At 65.4% G+C, this 17,281-nt stretch carries 17 protein-coding genes; 11 read left to right on the top strand and 6 right to left on the bottom strand.

What is annotated here, in order from left to right; all coding sequences use genetic code 11:
• Positions 1 to 341: 341 nt before the first annotated feature.
• Positions 342 to 1,280, top strand: coding sequence for an alpha/beta hydrolase (locus BMY68_RS05030; protein ID WP_085531588.1), 939 nt, complete (start codon positions 342 to 344; stop codon positions 1,278 to 1,280).
• Between the two features lie 140 nt (positions 1,281 to 1,420).
• Complete coding sequence (locus BMY68_RS30255) at positions 1,421 to 1,555, top strand: hypothetical protein (RefSeq protein WP_007931277.1); 135 nt, start codon at positions 1,421 to 1,423, stop codon at positions 1,553 to 1,555.
• A gap of 134 nt (positions 1,556 to 1,689) precedes the next feature.
• Here the strand turns inward: BMY68_RS30255 and BMY68_RS05025 are convergent, their stop codons facing one another.
• From BMY68_RS05025 to BMY68_RS05015, 3 genes are all read right to left on the bottom strand, one after another.
• Positions 1,690 to 4,140: a TonB-dependent siderophore receptor gene (locus tag BMY68_RS05025; RefSeq protein WP_092160411.1), complete on the bottom strand. Its 2,451-nt coding sequence runs from the start codon at positions 4,138 to 4,140 to the stop codon at positions 1,690 to 1,692.
• 82 nt (positions 4,141 to 4,222) lie between these two features.
• Positions 4,223 to 5,161 carry a FecR family protein gene (locus BMY68_RS05020; RefSeq protein ID WP_085531266.1) on the bottom strand — a complete coding sequence of 313 codons (939 nt, stop codon included), beginning with the start codon at positions 5,159 to 5,161 and terminating at the stop codon, positions 4,223 to 4,225.
• 5 nt (positions 5,162 to 5,166) lie between these two features.
• Entirely contained in the window at positions 5,167 to 5,664 is a 498-nt protein-coding gene (locus BMY68_RS05015; RefSeq protein WP_085531592.1) for an RNA polymerase sigma factor, read from the bottom strand.
• 189 nt (positions 5,665 to 5,853) lie between these two features.
• Here BMY68_RS05015 and BMY68_RS05010 point away from each other — a divergent pair, with 189 nt between their 5' ends.
• The 9 genes from BMY68_RS05010 to BMY68_RS04965 all read left to right on the top strand — a co-directional run bounded on the left by BMY68_RS05010 (position 5,854) and on the right by BMY68_RS04965 (position 13,927).
• Entirely contained in the window at positions 5,854 to 6,171 is a 318-nt protein-coding gene (locus BMY68_RS05010; protein ID WP_053260972.1) for a DUF7693 family protein, read from the top strand.
• Positions 6,172 to 6,430: 259 nt separating this feature from the next.
• Positions 6,431 to 7,915: a tyrosinase family protein gene (locus BMY68_RS05005; RefSeq protein ID WP_085531268.1), complete on the top strand. Its 1,485-nt coding sequence runs from the start codon at positions 6,431 to 6,433 to the stop codon at positions 7,913 to 7,915.
• A gap of 10 nt (positions 7,916 to 7,925) precedes the next feature.
• Positions 7,926 to 8,693: a copper chaperone gene (locus BMY68_RS05000; protein ID WP_085531270.1), complete on the top strand. Its 768-nt coding sequence runs from the start codon at positions 7,926 to 7,928 to the stop codon at positions 8,691 to 8,693.
• On the top strand, positions 8,686 to 10,767 hold the full coding sequence (locus tag BMY68_RS04995) for a hypothetical protein (RefSeq protein ID WP_085531272.1): 2,082 nt from the start codon (positions 8,686 to 8,688) through the stop codon (positions 10,765 to 10,767). Before BMY68_RS05000 ends, BMY68_RS04995 begins: the two co-directional genes overlap by 8 nt.
• 58 nt (positions 10,768 to 10,825) lie before the next feature.
• A complete protein-coding gene (locus BMY68_RS04990; protein WP_085531274.1) occupies positions 10,826 to 11,161 on the top strand; it encodes a hypothetical protein in 336 nt (111 codons plus the stop codon).
• 410 nt (positions 11,162 to 11,571) lie between these two features.
• Complete coding sequence (locus BMY68_RS04980) at positions 11,572 to 12,042, top strand: arsenate reductase ArsC (RefSeq protein WP_085531276.1); 471 nt, start codon at positions 11,572 to 11,574, stop codon at positions 12,040 to 12,042.
• Complete coding sequence (gene arsH, locus BMY68_RS04975) at positions 12,042 to 12,776, top strand: arsenical resistance protein ArsH (RefSeq protein ID WP_085531278.1); 735 nt, start codon at positions 12,042 to 12,044, stop codon at positions 12,774 to 12,776. The genes BMY68_RS04980 and arsH overlap by 1 nt, the downstream gene beginning before the upstream one ends.
• Positions 12,777 to 12,863: 87 nt before the next feature.
• On the top strand, positions 12,864 to 13,478 hold the full coding sequence (locus BMY68_RS04970) for a DNA-3-methyladenine glycosylase family protein (RefSeq protein ID WP_085531280.1): 615 nt from the start codon (positions 12,864 to 12,866) through the stop codon (positions 13,476 to 13,478).
• A gap of 176 nt (positions 13,479 to 13,654) precedes the next feature.
• Positions 13,655 to 13,927 (top strand): Ada metal-binding domain-containing protein, encoded by a 273-nt coding sequence (locus BMY68_RS04965; RefSeq protein WP_085531282.1) that lies wholly within the window; start codon positions 13,655 to 13,657, stop codon positions 13,925 to 13,927.
• Here BMY68_RS04965 and BMY68_RS04960 read toward each other — a convergent pair.
• The 3 genes from BMY68_RS04960 to BMY68_RS04950 all read right to left on the bottom strand — a co-directional run bounded on the left by BMY68_RS04960 (position 13,911) and on the right by BMY68_RS04950 (position 17,123).
• Positions 13,911 to 15,008, bottom strand: a complete 1,098-nt coding sequence (locus BMY68_RS04960) for an extracellular solute-binding protein (RefSeq protein ID WP_085531283.1) — start codon at positions 15,006 to 15,008, stop codon at positions 13,911 to 13,913. The genes BMY68_RS04965 and BMY68_RS04960 overlap by 17 nt on opposite strands.
• A gap of 2 nt (positions 15,009 to 15,010) precedes the next feature.
• Positions 15,011 to 16,135, bottom strand: coding sequence for an agmatine deiminase (aguA, locus tag BMY68_RS04955; RefSeq protein ID WP_085531285.1), 1,125 nt, complete (start codon positions 16,133 to 16,135; stop codon positions 15,011 to 15,013).
• A 100-nt stretch (positions 16,136 to 16,235) separates the two neighbouring features.
• A complete protein-coding gene (locus BMY68_RS04950; RefSeq protein ID WP_085531287.1) occupies positions 16,236 to 17,123 on the bottom strand; it encodes a LysR substrate-binding domain-containing protein in 888 nt (295 codons plus the stop codon).
• Between the last annotated feature and the right edge of the window lie 158 nt (positions 17,124 to 17,281).

Raw genomic sequence — 17,281 nt, 5'->3', positions numbered from 1 at the left:
ATCAATGACTTAATCAAATAGCCATTGGCTGATATTTGCGGGCGATTATCGACCAGACTCAGAAGGCGCAGACTGTTGAGGATCCTGTGGCTGTGAATGGTTACAGGACTCAGGAACAATGGATCCAATAAATCAAAATCCTCAAGGCAAACGCACAGCTTTTCATCCATGGACCGACAGTCCACCTCAAGGGTTGTGACCTTATATTCCAGAGCCCCCCGCCTCCGGCCCTGCCGCCACATTTTGTAAAGCATCCCCGGCCACGGATTGGCGAAATGATTACTGTGCCGGTGGGACATCTGCTAAAACGCGGTTTTTATCCGTACGCGGTGCCACAGCCCATGTCCTCCTCATTTCTCTCGCGCTGGCGACCTCGCTGGTGGTCGCTGCTTGGCATGGCTGCCCTGTTGATCGGCCTGCCGGTGGGCTGCCAGGTGCTGGAACACAAGGAACGCGAACTGGTGTTTCGCGTCGAGCCGGGCAACGCCAGTTGGTATCGCGGCCTGCCGGCCGGGGTGCGCGAGCTGGAGTTCAAGGGCGACAGCCTCAAGCCCGAGCAGAACATTCATGCCTGGTGGTGGCCGGCCCAGCGCGCCGATGCGCCGGCCGTCCTTTATCTGCATGGGGTGCGCTGGAATCTCACCGGGCAACTGTTCCGCATCGAGCAACTGCACGCCCTGGGGTTCTCGGTGCTGGCCATCGACTATCGCGGCTTCGGCCAGAGCCTGGGCGAACCACCGTCGGAAACCAGCGTCTATGAGGACGCGCGGATCGCCTGGGAGCAGTTGCAAAGGCTGCAACCCGACGCCGGCAAACGCCTGATCTACGGCCATTCCCTGGGCGGCGCGGTGGCGGTGGAACTGGCCGCGCAACTGGGGCAACAGGCGGCCAGCGACGGCTCGCCGGTCCCGGCCCGTGGCTTGATCGTCGAATCCTCGTTCACCTCCCTGGCCGATATCGCCGCCGAGCTGGGCAATACCTCGCTGCCGGTGCGCTGGCTGCTGTCGCAGAAGTTCGACTCCCTCGACAAGATCGCCCATATTGGCATGCCGCTGCTGATCGTCCACGGCCTGGACGACCGCTACGTGCCGGCGCGCTTCAGCCAGCAATTGTTCGACGCCGCGCGACAACCCAAGCAACTGCTGCTGGTTCCCGGAGCCACCCACAACAACAGCATGCGCCTGGCCGGCGAGCGCTACCGCCAGGCCCTGAACACCTTGTTGCATGCCCGGCCGGCGAAGGTCGCCGCGACAGCGCCAGCCCGTGTGCCGACCAGTTGAACCACGAGCCGGCACCGTTGCCGTTACGCCCTCCTGCATCAGCCGGATGAGCTCGTCCTTAGACAACCTGTAACAACTCCGGCTGGCCCCGGCAGCGCTTAAATGAGATGGTCTCCTGTTGATTGTTTTGGAGGCATGTCATGACTACATTTCAATTCATCGCAGGCATGGTCTTTTGTCTGGCCGGACTGGGCGTGAGGGCCTACCTGACCCTGCAGCATCCCGGGGAAGAAAAGGCCTGGCGCTCGTCCAGTGTGCGAAAGTCCGCCAAGTAAGCCTTGCCCCCGCCCCTGAATACCGCTGACGCCCACTGGCCAGGCCCTCCCGGCACCCCTGCGGGCCAATAGAAAATGCCCGTATCGCGAGATACGGGCATTTTTTTCAGCTCGAGATTTTCCGGTTCAGGGAATCAGAAATCCCACTTGCTGGTGAGCATCAGGTTGCGCGGCTCGCCGTAGTAGGTGGTGTCAAAGTTGCCCAGGCCCGTCAGGTATTTTTTGTCGAAGACGTTGTTGGCATTCACGGTGAAGCTCAGGTGCTCGTTGTACTGGTAGCGCGACATCAGGTCGACGAGGCTGTAGCCGCCCTGGCGGATCCGCGTGTAGTCGCCCACGCTGGCGCTGTAGATCTTGCCGTAGTAGCCGCTCTGCCAGCTGATGCCGCCACCGACCGTGACCTTGTCCAGTACGCCGGGCAGGCGGTAGGTGCTGAAAACCCGCACCGCGTGTTCCGGCCGGGTGGTGGACAGCGGGTAACCGAAGATCCGTTGCTCGTCGGCATCCCGGGTGCGGGCGTAGGTGTAGCCAGCGGACAGGTTCCAGCCTTTTTGCAGTTCGCCGGCCAGCTCCAGCTCCACCCCCTTGGTGGTAGTGCCATCGATGGCCTTGTAGATACCTTCGTTGGTGATCGGGTCGGTGCCGATGGACTCGGCGACGTTGTCCTGCTCGATGCGGAAAAAGGCCAGGCTGGCGTTCAGCGCGCCGTCCAGGTAAGCCGCCTTGAGGCCGGTTTCGTAGCTCTTGCCTTCGACCGGCGCCAGGGTCGTGCCGGAGTCGTCCTTGTAGATCTGCGGCTGGTAGATCGAGGTGTAGCTGGCGTAGACCGAGTAGACATCGTTCAGGTCGTAGACCACCCCGGCATAGGGCGTGAGCACCCCGTGTTCCTTGTAGCTGGCATGGGTATCGTCGAGGCCGGCGCCGGCGTTGTAGCGGTAGTCCTCGTTGTACTTGAAGGTGCTCAGGCGGCTGCCGAGGATGAACGACAGGTCGTCGGTCGGCCGCAGGCGGGTCGCCAGATAGACCGCGTTCTGGCTCTGGGTGCGCTCATACTTGCCGTTTTTCGGGAACTCCTGCTCCGGCAGTTTGCCGTTCCAGTCGTAGATGCTCCCCGGGACCAGGCTGAAGGCACTGGTGTCGTAGGTGGAGCCGGTCTGCCGGGAATGGGAAGCCATGACCCCGGCCACCAGGTCATGCTGGCGACCGCCCAGGGTAAAGGGACCGGAGACATTCACATCGGCGGTGTTCTGCACGCGATGGCCTTCCCAGCGGCCCCAATACAGGAACATGCCTTCGCCGGTGGCTCGGTCCGGGTTGCCGCCGCTGGCCGAGGCCAGGCGGGTATCGTGATCGGTGGTTTTCTGGTCGAGGCTGACCTTGAGTTTCCAGTCGTTGGCCAGCGCCTGCTCGAGCGCGGCGAAATAGGTCACGGAGTCGAAATCGCGACGGCTCCAGTCCGCCCCCGGGTTGAAGCTGCGCGAGAAATCGGTGCGGCCGCCGTCGGCGAAGTAGGTCGGGGTGCCGGTCCAGGAGGTGCCGCGCGGCGTCACGCTTTGCTTGTCGATGCCCAGGGTCAGCAGGGTATCCGGCGTCAGGTCGGCTTCGAGGATGCCGTAGAACAGGTCCTTCTTCTGGTTGTAGTGGTCCAGGTAGGAATTGCGGTCCTGATAGGCGCCGACAAAACGCCCGCGCACGCTGCCGGAATCGTTCAGTGGGCCGGAGATATCGCCCTCGCTGCGGTAGTTGTCCCAGGAACCGACGGTGCCGCTGACCGAGGCCTTGAATTCCTTGGTCGGCTTCTTGCGCACCAGGTTGACGGTGGCGGACGGGTCGCCCGAGCCAGTCATCAGGCCGGTAGAGCCCTTGATGACCTCGATGCGGTCGAAGGTGGCGGTGTCGACGTGGGTCGGCGCCTCGCCATAGACACCGTCGTAGATGCGGTTGACGCCATCGTACTGGTAGTTGGTGATAGCGAAGCCGCGGGCGGAGAACTCCATGCGGTCGCTGTCGTAGGCCTGCTGGGTGATGCCGGGGACGTTACGCAGCACATCGCCGACCGCCAGGGCGCCATGATCGTCCATCTGCTGGCGGGTGACCACGGTCACCGATTGCGGGGTCTCGCGAATCGACAGCGGCAGCTTGGTCGCCGTCTGCGTGATGGCGGTGGTGTAGGAACCGGTGCCTTCGGTGGTTTCGCCCAGTTGCTGGCCACCGATGGTGGTCGCGCCCAGTTCCAGGGGGCCGCCCTGCTCCGGCAGTTTTTCCAGCATCACGCTGCCGCTGCCTGTCGCGCGCCAGGTCAGGCCGCTGCCCTGGAGCATTTGCCCGAGAGCGTCCTGGGGTTCCTGGCGACCGCTGACCGCGCGGCTCGATTTGCCCTGCACCATGTTGCCGTCGTAGATCACCTGCAAACCGCTTTGCGCCGCCAGGCGATTGAGCGCGTTACCCAGCGGCTGGGCGCCGATATCGAACTGCATGGGCTCGGCCAGGGCCAGCCCCGGAATCAGGGCGCACAGCAACGAGATTCGGCTCAGGGCCGGAACCAGGGATTGACCCTGAAAACCTGGGGGAAGCAGACGCTGCATCGGGGTTCCTCTCTAATAAATGCGAAGCATTATCGTTTTAGAGAAGAAAGACGGGCGAACCGGACAGACCCGTAAAAATAATTCAGCCGCGGGTGCTGAAAACCATCAGGTAGTCGGTGTAGCGCTCGATCTTCAAGGGGAAAACCTGCTCCAGGGTGGCCAGGCCTTCATCGAGGCGGCCGAGCTGGAAGGTGCCGCTGACCTTGAGTTCGCGCAGGCGGTCGTCGCCGATCAGCATGAACCCCGGGCGATAACGCCCGAGTTGTTCCAGCACCTGGGCCAGCGGCGCCTGGTCGAACACCAGCCGCCCGTGTTGCCAGGCCAGGGCGCTATCGGTGTCGAGCGGGTACTTGGCGCCCAGGCCGGCGGCCTGCCGGGTGACCGCCTCGCCGGCCTGCAGCACCACCTGCCCGGCCGCGTCGCTGACCGCGACCCGGCCGCGGGCGACTATGACCTGCGCCTGCGGCCCTTCGCGGCGCACCGCGTACACCGTTCCCAGCGCGGTGGCGCGCAGCTGGGCCGCTTGCACGGTGAACGGGCGCGCCGGGTCATGGGCCACGTCGAACAGCGCTTCGCCCTTGCGCAACACGATCTGCCGTCCGTTGGGCGTCAACAGCACATCCAGCGCGGAATTCGAATCGAGGGTGACCCGCGAGCCGTCGGCCAGCTGGATCTGTTTCTGCTCGCCCTGGGCGGTGCGGTAATCCGCATCCCAGGCGTTCTGGCGCACCAGTAACAGGCCGACTCCGAGCAGCAGCACCGCCGCGCTCGCCAGCGCCCAGCGGCGGGGAACGGAACGCCTGGGCCTGGCGGGCACCGCCGCGGCCAGCTGGCCGCTCAGTCGCCACAGGTGCCGGGCGTCGACGAAGGCCTGCTGATGGGCCGGATCCTGCTCGCACCAGGCGCGGGCCGCGGCAATATCGGCGGGCAGCACATCGCCCGAGGTCAGGCGAATCACCCAGGCATGGGCAACGCGATGAATATCGGATTCAGGGGTGTGGATGGATGGCTGATCGTGCATAACGGTTAACGTTGCAGGCATTGGCGGAGAAAGTCGAGGGCAGTGGCCAATTGTTTTTCCACGGTGCTGACCGAGACGCCCAATTGCCCCGCCACCTCCTTGTGCGGCAACCCCTGCAGGCGGCACAACAGAAAGATCTGCTGGCACTGCGCCGGCAGCCGCTGCAACGCTTCGCCCATAGATTCCAGTTCGCGCTGGGAAGCGACCACGTCGAACAGTTCGGGGCTTTCCCCGGTGACCTCGTAGAGATAGGCCATGCCCTGGTCGTGCTGGTCCCGCGTACCGCGGCTGCGGGCGTGGTCGATGGCCAGGTTATGGGCCACGCGAAAGATGAAGCTGCGCAGGTTCAGCACCGGTTTGCGCGGCGGCTGGCGCAGCATGCGCAAGTAGGTTTCCTGGGCCAGGTCGGCGGCAGTCTCGTTGTTTCTCAGGTGCCGATACAAAAACGAGCGCAACTCTCCCGCATGGGCCTTGAAGGCCAATTCCAACTCTTCGGTGGTCATGCTCGACATTCGCTGCAGTGTCATGCGACGGAAAGGCTGGAGACTTTAAAGATAACGGTTCGCATTTACAATGCACGAGCACATATATTTCCACAGCCCCTCCGCCCGGAAAATCGACGCGCTCGATGGCACTTTCCAAGCCCGCAACAATGGCAAAATAGCCGCCGTCCCTGCCCTGAGATCGTTCCCATGCCAGCCACCCCCACCCTCACCGCCCGCGAAATCTGCCAGGTGCTCAGAGAGCTGGCCCTCGGCACCCGTACCCTGGGCCCATCGAGCCAGCGCGTATTGGCGGCGGACGATAGCTGGCAAGTGCGGCTCGACATCGAAGGCTGGACCCTGACCCTGGTCAACCATGGCCAGACCCTGAGCCACTGCGAGCAATGCCGCTCGCCGGATGGCCGGGTCGAAACGCTCGACGCCTGGCAGCGTTACGGCACCGACCCGGTCAAACTGCTGAGCATCTGGGAACACCAGCAATTGCAGCGCCTGCTGCAGGCGTTGTGACCCACCTTCATTGCACCCGGGCCAATCCCCCGTCCGTCCGCCCAAGCCCCCGAAACCTGTGTCGTTCATCGGGATAATGGGAATCGGCCATGGCGTTTTTGCCAGGCCTCTATACTCATTTTCGACGAGGCGCGCACCGGCACTGCGGGCCTCCTGAGCGCAGTTCCGCCGTGAACATGAAGTCGCCAGCGGCAAAGGATTGCGAGGGGTGTGGCGCCATACGCGTCACCTGGCCTGATGCTGCAAGGAAGGTGCATTCATGAACACGATCCGACAGGATGTGGCAACACTCGGCTCCGGATGGGACAACAAGGTCTTGCTCAACTACGCGCTGGCCATGCGCGAGCTGGACAAACTACCGATCACCAACCGCAACAGCTGGAAGTTCCTCGGCGCCATCCACGGCTTCGATCGGCAGTTGTGGGTCGAGGTGAATGTCCTGGGCGATTCCGATCCGGTTCCCAAGGACCTGACCAACTTTACCTACGGCAGCCAGTGCCAGCACGGCAGCTGGTACTTCCCGTCCTGGCACCGCGGTTACCTGGCGGCCTTCGAGGCGATTGTCGCGGCCAAGGTCAAGGAACTGACGGGCGACGACTGGGCGCTGCCGTACTGGAACTACCTCAATAGCAAAAACCCGGATGCGCGGCGGGCCCCGGAGGCGTTCCTGGCCGACACCCTACCTGACGGCAGCCCCAACCCGCTGAAGAAATACCCTCGCCGGCAGGGCTTTACCACGCTGCGGCCGAACTCCCTCGATGCCTTCAGCCTGGCGGCGATGCAGGAGAACGATTTCCAGGTCGGCAATGACGGCAGCATCGGCTTCGGTGGCGGGGTCACCGGCAATTTCGCCCAGTTCGCCCGCTGGACCGGCGACCTGGAGAACAACCCGCACAACACCGTGCATCGCCTGATCGGCGGGGGCGAAGGCTTCATGGCCGACCCGTACCTCGCCGCCCTGGACCCGCTCTTCTGGTTGCACCATTGCAACGTCGACCGGCTCTGGGAGGCCTGGATGAACACCCCGGGCAAGACCATGGTCCGCGATCCGCGCTGGCTCGACGGTCCGGCCGACCGCCGTTTCATCATGCCGCAGGTCGGCGGCAATGACCCTGGCATGAAGTTCACCGGCCGCGACACATTGAAGGATGGCAAATTGCATCCGCGCTATGCCGACTTGAGCATCGGCACGGGCGTGAAACCAGGAGTAGAGGCCGTGACACGGGTCAAGATGGGTGCGCCGGAACAACAGAACATCGAACCGATCGGTGCCAACCGTTCGGTGGTCACGGTCGGCGGCGCGCCGGTGCGCACCCAGGTCGACCTCGACCGCCAGGCCACCAGCACCGGCATCGCCGCGATGGGCGCGACGGACCTGGGCCTGCCGGTGACCCGGCTCTACCTGGCGCTGGAATCGGTGCGCGGCTCTGCGCCCTCGCCGCAGCTTGCGGTGTACATCAACCTGCCGAAAGACAGCGATCCGCAGCAGCATCCCGAGTGCCATGCCGGCAGCCTGACGCTGTTCGGGCTGAACGTCGCCTCGCGGCCAGACGGCGGCCATGGCGGCCACGGGCTCGGCTATACGATCGACATCACCGACCTGGCCCAGCGGCTGACCGATGCCGGCGATTTCGATCCCGACTATCTGCGGGTAACCCTGGTCCCAGGCGAGCAGGTATCGGCGGATAAACCGGTGACCGTGGAGCGGATCAGCGTGCTCAAGCGCAGTGGTATCGTCAGCTGAGTCACGCCTCATGCAACCCGGACCGCTCTTGCTCAGCTTCACCCGGGCGCCCTGGCCGTTGCTGTTCGCGACGGCCGGGCTGGGCCTGGCCCTGTGTCTCTACACCGCCGGGCACAGCACCCTGCCCGCCTTCTGCGGTTCCGCGCTGTCCATCGTTGCCAGTTGGCCCACCGTGCTGGAGGCCGAGCTGGTCCTGAACCCGGTGCAACAGATGCTGGCGGACTGGGCCCTGATGCTGCTGGCGATGATGCCGCCGCTGCTGGCAATGCCACTCATGCATGTCTGGCGTTCCAGCCTGCCGCGCCGGCGCATCCGCGCGGCGCTCGGTTTCCTGCTCGGCTACAGCGCCTTATGGCTGGCCGCCGGACCGCTGCTGATGGTGCTCGCCTTGTTGCTGCAACTGAGCGTCGCCGACGCGGCGCTGGCCACGGCGCTGCTGGTTGCCCTGCTGTGGAGTGCCAGCCCGTGGCAACGCGCGGCGCTCAACCGCGGCCACCGCCTGCGCCGGATCGGCCTCTTCGGCTGGGCCGCCGACCGCGATTGCCTGGTCTTCGGCGCAAGCCACGGGGCCTGGTGCATCGCCTCATGCTGGGCCTGGATGCTGATGCCGCTGCTGGGCGGGGCCTGGCACATTCCGCTGATGCTGGTGGCCGGGGCCATCATGCTGGTCGAACGCCTGGCACCGGGCGATCGGCCGCACTGGCACTGGCCGGTGATGCTCCCCCGAGTCGATCTCTGGCTCCTGACTACGCGCAAGGTGGCGCACTCCCATGACTAGACGGACCTGCCTGGCGATCGGCGTGAGCACGCTGACGCCATTGCCAAACCAGACACTGCGCTTCGCCTACCTGGACGGCGCCGTGCTCGCCGCCCGTTCGATCGGCGACTGGGCGCTACGCTCGGGCTTCGGCGCCGACAACGTCAGGATCGTCGACGACGGCCCCATAGACGGCCAGGGCAATCCGGTCACCCGCGAACGGGTACAACAAGCGGTGGACGAGCTGTTTCCCGCGGGCGCCGAAGTGGTCGAGCAATTGATCCTGGCGTTTTGCGGCCACGGCCTGACCGACGCGAATATCGGCTCGATCTCCTGGCTGTTCAGCGACTCGCTGCGCCAGAAGTACCGCGTCCTGGCCGACTCGTTCTACACCGAGCTGCTGCTGCACGGCGTGCAGCGCATCACCCTGATCACCGATGCCTGCCGCGAGGCGCCAAAGAATCTCGACCTGACGCGACTGGATGCGGTGCGCGGAATCGTCGTGCAAGGCACGCAAGTGGAAAACCCCAGGTTCGACCGCCTGGCCGCCTGCCAGGACGGGCAGCTGGGTTACATGGTGTCCGAACCGATGTCCGGCGTTCCGGGCAAATGCGTGTTCTCCGGGGTGATCGCCGATGCGCTGTGGGGCATCGAGCCGACCGCCATCAGCAATGGCCTGATCACCACCGCGACCCTCGGCATGTGCGTGCGCTCGCGCACCACCGAGCGGGCGAAAGAGTATCGCCTCAAGCTTAACCCGCAGTGCCTGGTCGATCCGGAACCGGCTGTGCTCTACAACACCGCCCAGCCGTTGCCGGGCCCCGCCGGGTTGCAGCCCTGGCCGGCCGCGGGCAACGCCGCCACCATGGGCCCGTCCCCGGCGGCCGGCCCGGCGGATTCCGCCGAGCGCAACCTTGAGCGGGTCCACAGCGACGCGGCCTTTCGCGAGCGCATGCTCGGCGCCGATTTCGGGCTCAAGCAGCATAACCTGGCGGTTCCCGCCGACCAGATGATCAGCATTCCCGACTCGAGCAAGGAGCTGCTGCAGGATCTGGTGGTGCTCCGCCAGCAGAGCCCGCGTTTTCCCGAGAAGAAACAGAAGGTCAAGGCGCTGGTCCAGCGCCTGGAAGCGGATGCCGCCGCCGATATGCGCAAGTCCGCGGCCACCGAAGTTCGCCGCCGGATGAAACAGATCGGCGACCCCGGCGAGGCTAATCTGATCGTCTACGGCAAGGGCGCGAAGCTCCTGTCCCGGGCCCGGATCGAGCGACGGGACAGCTCCTCGCGGTTCGAGACGTTCCGCGCCACCAGCGATCCCCAGGGAATGCCGGTCCTGGTGGAACTGGCCGATGGCACCTCCACCCCGGTGGTGCCTTATGCGGGTCAGTACGCCGTGGTGATGCCCAGCCCCCTCGGCGATATTTTCCAGGCCTATGGAATGCCCAAGGCCCCCGACAGATACCTGGCGATGCTTGGCGCGATCGACGATTTCGCCGCTGGCCGGCTACAGGCCGAAGACATCGACCGGTTCGCCGCTGGCGTGTGCCATAAAAAGCATGCCGACCCCATGCTGGGGGTGATCTGCGCCTACCTGTACCGCGCCGTTGCCGACTACGACAGCATCCGGCGCCTGGCGTATTTCTATGCCGCCCAGGGCCAGCCGGTGCCTTTCGACATTGCTTTGCTCGGGGCGATGCAGGTGACCCAGGAGGCAGACGGCACCCCACGCTTGCAGATACCGGCCGTCAAGGCGCGCGCGCTCCGGCCCAAGGCGGCCAAGGCCCCTGATTATGTCCGGCGTGCGACACCCGCGGTGCAGGCCTGGATCGGTGGGCGTTGCCCCTGGCTGGGGCTGGGTTGGGACTATGTCAACGACCCGCGGCCGGAATGGGCCGCACTGGTCGAAGGGCTGGCCGAGCATGCCAGATTGGTGCGGCACAGCGGATCCACGGTGCTGCCAGGCAAGGTGGCGCGCAAGCTGGCAAAAGCCTGGCGTTTGCGACCATCGGAGCGCGAAGACCTGACGCGACCCGCGGTAGCCCGCCAGGCACCCGCCAAGGAAACGAACCAACCCGCGCAACGGTCTGAACAGTGATGGCATTGAGAATGGGGCCGCGCCACAACGCCCCGCTATTCACACTGGAGGTCTCGTCATGAGCGCCCTGACAATCGAAGGCTGGTGCAAGGCCGGCGACGGGCAAAAATCCACGCCGCTGGGAGAGATCCATTTCTACGTCGATGGCCCGCTGCACCTGCGCCTGGAAGAAGCCGAGGAACGCCTGCAGAAAACCCATGAACAGGACGCCATGGTCGACGTCGACATGGACACCATGGAGCTGATCATGCCCGAGGGGTACGCCCCCCTGTCCGACTGCCGGATGCGCGTCTATTTGCAGCACGGTCGCGGCCAGTTCCATCTGGTGGGGCACCGAGCCAGCGATGGCAGCCTGATCTACAGCAACGCGGTGCTGATCGACCAGCTGCTGTAGCAAAGCGGCTTTTGCGCCAGCGCCATTTCGTCCGGGCGTAATCGCTCCCGAGGCTCACCAGAGGCCGGGAACCAAGCGCCAGCGCACCCACTGGCAATAGTCGGCATAACCGGGCAACTCGGCCTGCAACAGCGGGTCCTCCCATGACGTGCGCAGGACCAGCAGCGCAGCTGCCAGCGCGGCGGGAGCCAGCGCCAGCAGTTTTTTGTCCCAGTTTTGGGTGCCCGCCTGGAAGCGGCTGCGCGCGCAGCCCTCCTGCCCAATCCGGTACCGAGACGCGCAACTGCGCTCGGTCGCTCCCCCTATCGGCAGCTTGGCAACGCTCTTTCACATCCGTATATTCGAATAACCATATATTCAAGCCAGTGACTGTTTAACGTCATGGCTCCCCCTCTGCCCGGAAGCCCCCGATGAAAATCCTCTTTATGTGCACCGCCAACAGCTGCCGCAGCGTTCTTTCCGAAGCCCTGTTCAATCACCTGGCGCCGGCCGCTCATCAGGCGGTGAGTTCGGGCAGCTTCCCCAGCGGCACGCTCAACGCCCGCGCGCTGGCCACCCTGGAACAGGCCGGTGTGAGCACCGCAGGCCTGTACAGCAAAGGTTCGGAGGTCTTCGCCGACAGCCCGCCCGATATCGTCATCACCGTCTGCGACAAGGCCAGTGGCGAGCCCTGCCCGGTGTATTTCGGCCCGGCGCTGAAAAGCCACTGGGGGCTGGAGGACCCTTCCGAGGTCCAGGGCGATGAGCAGGCAATCCAGGCCGCCTTCGAGCAGACCGTACAGAAAATCCGCCAGCGCTGCGCCGCCTTCTTCGCCCTGGACCTCGACCACCTCTCGCCCACCGAGCTGAAAAATGCCCTCGACCGCATCGGAGCGCTGTGATGAGCGACGACCGCAAGCCCAGCGAAGAACCGCTGTCCGCCCTTGACCTTGAACTGCTGCAAGCCTTGGCGCCGGAGCATCTGGAGGCTCCGGCAGCAGCCGCGCACAAACCGCGCATCCTGCTGCTCTACGGCTCCACCCGCGAGCGCTCGTTCAGCCGCCTGCTGACCCGGGAAGCGGCGCGCATTCTCGAGTTCCTCGGCGCCGAAACCTACATCTTCGACCCTAGCGGCCTGCCCCTGCCGGACGATGCGCCGGTGGATCACCCCAAGGTCCGGGAACTGCGCGAACGGGTGCTGTGGTCCGAGGGCCAGGTCTGGTGCTCGCCGGAACGCCATGGCGCCATGTCGGCGGTGTTCAAGGCGCAGATCGACTGGATCCCCCTGGCCCTCGGCGCGGTACGCCCGACCCAGGGCAAGACCCTGGCGGTGATGCAGGTCTGCGGCGGCTCGCAGTCGTTCAACACGGTCAACCAGCTGCGCGTGCTGGGCCGCTGGATGCGCATGTTCACCATCCCCAACCAGTCCTCGGTGCCCAAGGCCTTTCTCGAGTTCGATGACAACGACCGCATGAAGGCCTCGCCCTTCTACGACCGGGTGGTGGATGTGATGGAGGAACTGATGAAGTTCACCCTGCTGCTGCGCGGCCGCGCCGACCTGCTGGTGGACCGCTACTCGGAACGCAAGGAAAGCGCCGCGGCGCTGTCCAGCCGGGTCAATCAGCGTTCGATCTAGGTTCACGGAATTCCAGCGCAAGAGACCGAGTGCAGCGCCAGGCATTGCTGGTTAATCTCTGGCAACGCCCATGGTCCAGGACTCTCCATGCCCGATCCGTTTCTTGAGGCCCGCGCCTTTCTGGCCGGGCTCGACCCCGACTGGGCTCGTCACATCGAGGCGGTCGGTCCGTGCCTGCACCAGGCCAAGCCGGCCCGCGAGCCCTGCGAGGCGCTGGTGCGGGCGATTGCCTATCAGCAACTGCACGCTCGCGCCGGCGATGCGATTCTCGGGCGTTTCCTGGGGTTGTATGGGCAAACCTTCCCCTCCCCCGAGCAGATCCTCGCCACTGACTTCGAGCCATTGCGCGCCTGCGGTTTTTCCGCCGGCAAGATCGCCACCCTCCGCGGCATCGCCGAAGCGACCCTGAGCGGCGTGGTGCCGGATTACCAAACGGCCCGGGCCATGGACGACGAGGCACTGATCGAGCGCCTGACCCGCCTGCGCGGCATCGGTCGCTGGACCGTGGAGATGCTGCTGATCTACAGCCTGGAACGCCTGGACATCCTGCCCGCCGACGACTTCGGCGTGCGCGAAGGCTACCGGCGCCTGAAGGGCCTGGAACAGCAGCCAACGCGCAAGCAGATGATCGAGATCGGCCTGTCCTTGCGCCCGCATCGCACGGTGGCGGCCTGGTACCTGTGGCGGGTGCCGGCGCGCTGACGGGTGTGTTCATTGCAGGCACAGCGGATGCCAACACTTGTAGCCGCTGCCGAGCCTGCGAGGCTGCGATCGGGGCGCAGCCCCGTAAACCTGGCGATACAGTTGGCGCGGGTCTGGCGACCGCTACGCGGTCGATCGCAGCCTCGCAGGCTCGGCAGCGGCTACAGGAGGGACGGATGAACAGCGAAAAAAGCTGGGTTTTGCTCGATGCCCAGGGCAATACCTTTCTCAGCGAACAACCGGGCACTCTCGGCGGCCACCGTGGCAGTCGGATCTACGGGCGGCTGGACTGCCCGGCCGCCCTGCGCGCCATCTCCCGCGGCGGTTATGTCCGCCAGCGGGTGTTCTTTGCCGACGAGGCCAGCGCCCGCAGCGCCGGTTATCGGCCCTGCGCCCGCTGCCTGGCGCCAGCCTACGCCGCCTGGCGCGCGCTCACAGCCCCGACTTGAGGCGGCTGAAGGCGCGGATCAACGCGCGGTTGAAGGCCTTGCCGTTGTCGTTCTTGCTGTACAGCGAGGCCCGCACCTCGGGGGTCGGATAGGTGCCTGGGTCGTTGCGGATCGCCGGATCGACCAGGGCATCCGCGGCGCTGATGGCGTTGGCGTAATGGATGGTGTCGGTGATCGGCGCGATCACCTGCGGGGTCATCAGGTAATCCATCAACGCCAGCCCGGCCTCGGGGTGCGGGGCGTCCTTGGGGATGACCATGGCGTCGAACCAGATCAGCGTGCCTTCCCTGGGGATGCGATAGCGCAAGGTGAAGGGCTTGTGCGCCGCCTCGGCCTGCCCGGCGGCGATCGCCACGTTGCCGTTCCACGACATCGCCACGCAGGTGTTGCCGTTGGCCAGGTCGCTGATGTTCAGGTCGTTGTCGAAGTAGCGGATATAGGGCCGGATCTTCGCCAGTTGCTGCTCGGCGAGTTTCAGGTCGTCGAGGTTCTGCCGGTTGATGTCCAGGCCCAGGTACTTCATCACCGCGGCGAACACCTCGTTGGGATCGTTGAGCAGGCTGACCCCGCAGTCGGCGAATTTCGCCACCACCGCCGGATCGAACAGCATCGCCCAGCTGTCCCGCGGCGCCTGCGCCAGGCGCTGGCTGACCGCCTGCTCCTGATAACCGACCCCGGTAGTGCCCCAGGCATAGATCCCGGCATAACGGTTGCCCGGATCGAACACCGCCATATGCTGGCGGAACTCCTCGCCGACCCCGGCCAGGTGCGGCAGGCGCTGCTTGTCCAGGGGCTGGAGCGCGCCGCTGGCGATGGCCCGGGACAGGTGCTGGCCGGCGGTCAGCACCAGGTCGTAGCCGCTGCGCCCGGTCAGCAGCTTGGTCTCCACGGTCTCCAGGGAATCGAAGTGATCGACCACCACGCGGATGCCAGTCTGGCGCTCGAAGTTGTCCAGGGTGTCCGGGGCCAGGTACTCGCCCCAGATGTACAGATTGACCGTGGGTTCGGCCTCGTCGGCCGCCTGGGCGCACAACGGCGCCAGTACCAGCAGCAACGCGCCGCCCAGCCTGTGCAGGTTCATGTTCAGCCCTCTTCGCCGGTGCGCCGGGGAGCCGCGTATTGCGGCATGGTGATGCAGGCGACGTTGCCGCCGCCGAGGAGGATTTCCCGCGAATTGTCGATGCCGACGATGCGGTGCCGGGGGAAGAGTTCGGCCAGGGTGGCCAACGCTGTTTTGTCGTTACGGTCGCCGAACAGCGGCACCACGATCGCGCTGTTGCCGGCGTAGTAGTTGATGTACGAGGCACAGATCCGCGTGCCGGCCTGGCGCGCATGGGTGCTGTCCAGCTGGTCCAGGCCTTCGGCCTCGGCGGCGGTCCATTCCAGCACGTCCGGCTGCGGCAGCTTGTGCACCACCAGCTCGCGACCACGGCTGTCGCGGGTGCTGCGCAGGATGTCGTAGGCCTCCTGGTAGATTTCCCACTGCGGGTCGTCGTGGTTGTCGGTCCATTGCAGCACCACTTCGCCGGGGCGCACGAAGCACGCCAGATCGTCGACATGGCCGTCGGTCTCGTCGAACTTGCAGCCGCGCGGCAGCCAGATCACCTGCTCCGCGCCCAGGTAGTCGGTGAGCCGTCGGGTGACCTCGGCCTTGCCCAGGTGCTGGTTGCGATTGCGGTTGAGCAGGCACTGCTCGGTGGTGAGGATGCTGCCCTGGCCATCGCTCTGGATGCCGCCCAGTTCGGCGATCAGCGGCGCGCGGTAGCGGTCGAGGTTTTCGATCTCGAGGATCTTGGCGGCGATCTGGTCGTCCTTGTCCCAGGGGTAATACAGGCCGCCGTCGAGGCCGCCATAGGCGTTGAACTCGAAGTCGACGCCGCGCACTTCGCCACTCTGGTCGTTGACCACGAAGCACGGCCCGCTGTCGCGGAACCAGGTGTCGTTGCAAGTCATTTCCACCACCCGCACCTGCGGCGGCAACAGCCGGCGGGCATTGGCGAACTGGGCGGCGGAAGCACAGACGGTGACCGGTTCGCTCTGGGCAATCGCGGTGACGATCCGCACCCAGACCTTCTGCGCCGGCTTGGCGCCATTGCGCCAGACGTCGGTGCGCTCCGGCCAGCCGAGCCAGCAACCGGCCTTGGCTTCGAATTCGCCGGGCAGGCGAAAACCATCGTGTTTGGGAGTGGTGTCGAGCAATCGGGCCATGGGGCAAACCTCGTCGGTGCTGGGGAATGGCCATCAAACTAGCGCCGCGCCGGGTCAAGGCACCAACGATGAATATTGCGCGACAGTTGAATTCAACTCATCAATCGCTCAACTGATCGCTGAACCAGTCCAGCAACTGCATCAGCGCCGGGCGCTCCAGGCGCACCCGCTCGCACACCAGGGCGTACTGCCCCAGGGCGGTCATGCTGGCGGCGTTGAAGGGCCGTACCAGACGGCCATTGAGCAGGTCTTCCTGGGCCGTGAGATTGTCGCCCATGGCCACGCCCTGCCCTTGCGCCGCCGCTTCCAGCGCCAGCCCGGCGTGGGCGAAATACAACTGGCGCGCCGGGCGCAAATCGCCGGCGTGGCTGGTCAGCCAGGCGGTCCAGGTCTTGCCGTCCTGATCGTCGTGCAACAGGCAATGGCGGGCCAGGTCCCGCGGGCTTTTCAGGGTGCCCTGGTTGAACAGCCCGGGGCTGCACACAGGGAAGAACTGCAGGCTCGGCAACGGCCGCACGAAGTAGGCGCTGCTGTCCTGCGGGCCGCTGCCATAGGTGATCGCCAGGTCGATGTCTTCGCCCGGCACACTGGCGTCGATCGGCTGTTCATAGAGATGCAGGGTGATATGCGGGTAACGCGCGGAAAAGTCCGCCAGCCGGCTCATCAGCCATTTCTGCGCCAGCTCGGCGGTCACCGCCAGGCGCAGCACCGCCAGGGAAGACGGATCGCGCAGCTCATCGCAGGCTTCGCCGATCAGCTCGAAAGCCTGCTGCAGGCTCTGCATCAGCCGCCCGGCCGCCAGGGTCGGGCGGATCTGCCGGCCCTCGCGGACGAACAACGACACCCCGAGTTGCTCTTCGAGCTGGCGGATCTGATGGCTCACCGCGCTGTCGGTGACACACAGCTCGGCCGCCGCCCGACCAAAATGCGCATGCCGCGCCGCGCACTCGAAAGTCCGTAATGCCGCCAGGGAAGGCAGACGTCGCATATCCAAGCCCCCGAAATGAAGGCGTCCATGCTGCCGCGACGCAGCGCCAGCGTCCAGCGCCCCGTAGGCGCGAGGTTTGCCTGCGACAAGCCCGCAAGAGCGCTGCACATCTCAAGGCCCCATCGCCAGCAAGCTGGCGCCTGCAAGGCTCGTGCAAA

It is taken from the genome of Pseudomonas sp. NFACC41-3 (assembly GCF_900109505.1).
GTDB classification, from domain to species: domain Bacteria; phylum Pseudomonadota; class Gammaproteobacteria; order Pseudomonadales; family Pseudomonadaceae; genus Aquipseudomonas; species Aquipseudomonas chlororaphis.
This window is presented reverse-complemented; position numbering and strand designations above follow the sequence as displayed.

Bases quoted from the DNA above. Each gene is read 5' to 3' on its own strand.
- BMY68_RS04970 (WP_085531280.1), top strand. From the start codon at position 12,864: ATGCCCGATCCGTTTCTTGAGGCCCGCGCCTTTCTGGCCGGGCTCGAC.
- BMY68_RS04965 (WP_085531282.1), top strand. From the start codon at position 13,655: ATGAACAGCGAAAAAAGCTGGGTTTTGCTCGATGCCCAGGGCAATACC.
- arsH (WP_085531278.1), top strand. From the start codon at position 12,042: ATGAGCGACGACCGCAAGCCCAGCGAAGAACCGCTGTCCGCCCTTGAC.
- BMY68_RS05015 (WP_085531592.1), bottom strand. From the start codon at position 5,664: ATGACCACCGAAGAGTTGGAATTGGCCTTCAAGGCCCATGCGGGAGAG.
- BMY68_RS05025 (WP_092160411.1), bottom strand. From the start codon at position 4,140: ATGCAGCGTCTGCTTCCCCCAGGTTTTCAGGGTCAATCCCTGGTTCCG.
- BMY68_RS04995 (WP_085531272.1), top strand. From the start codon at position 8,686: ATGACTAGACGGACCTGCCTGGCGATCGGCGTGAGCACGCTGACGCCA.
- BMY68_RS05010 (WP_053260972.1), top strand. From the start codon at position 5,854: ATGCCAGCCACCCCCACCCTCACCGCCCGCGAAATCTGCCAGGTGCTC.
- BMY68_RS30255 (WP_007931277.1), top strand. From the start codon at position 1,421: ATGACTACATTTCAATTCATCGCAGGCATGGTCTTTTGTCTGGCCGGA.
- BMY68_RS04950 (WP_085531287.1), bottom strand. From the start codon at position 17,123: ATGCGACGTCTGCCTTCCCTGGCGGCATTACGGACTTTCGAGTGCGCG.
- BMY68_RS04990 (WP_085531274.1), top strand. From the start codon at position 10,826: ATGAGCGCCCTGACAATCGAAGGCTGGTGCAAGGCCGGCGACGGGCAA.
- BMY68_RS05030 (WP_085531588.1), top strand. From the start codon at position 342: ATGTCCTCCTCATTTCTCTCGCGCTGGCGACCTCGCTGGTGGTCGCTG.
- BMY68_RS05000 (WP_085531270.1), top strand. From the start codon at position 7,926: ATGCAACCCGGACCGCTCTTGCTCAGCTTCACCCGGGCGCCCTGGCCG.
- BMY68_RS04960 (WP_085531283.1), bottom strand. From the start codon at position 15,008: ATGAACCTGCACAGGCTGGGCGGCGCGTTGCTGCTGGTACTGGCGCCG.
- aguA (WP_085531285.1), bottom strand. From the start codon at position 16,135: ATGGCCCGATTGCTCGACACCACTCCCAAACACGATGGTTTTCGCCTG.
- BMY68_RS05020 (WP_085531266.1), bottom strand. From the start codon at position 5,161: ATGCACGATCAGCCATCCATCCACACCCCTGAATCCGATATTCATCGC.
- BMY68_RS04980 (WP_085531276.1), top strand. From the start codon at position 11,572: ATGAAAATCCTCTTTATGTGCACCGCCAACAGCTGCCGCAGCGTTCTT.
- BMY68_RS05005 (WP_085531268.1), top strand. From the start codon at position 6,431: ATGAACACGATCCGACAGGATGTGGCAACACTCGGCTCCGGATGGGAC.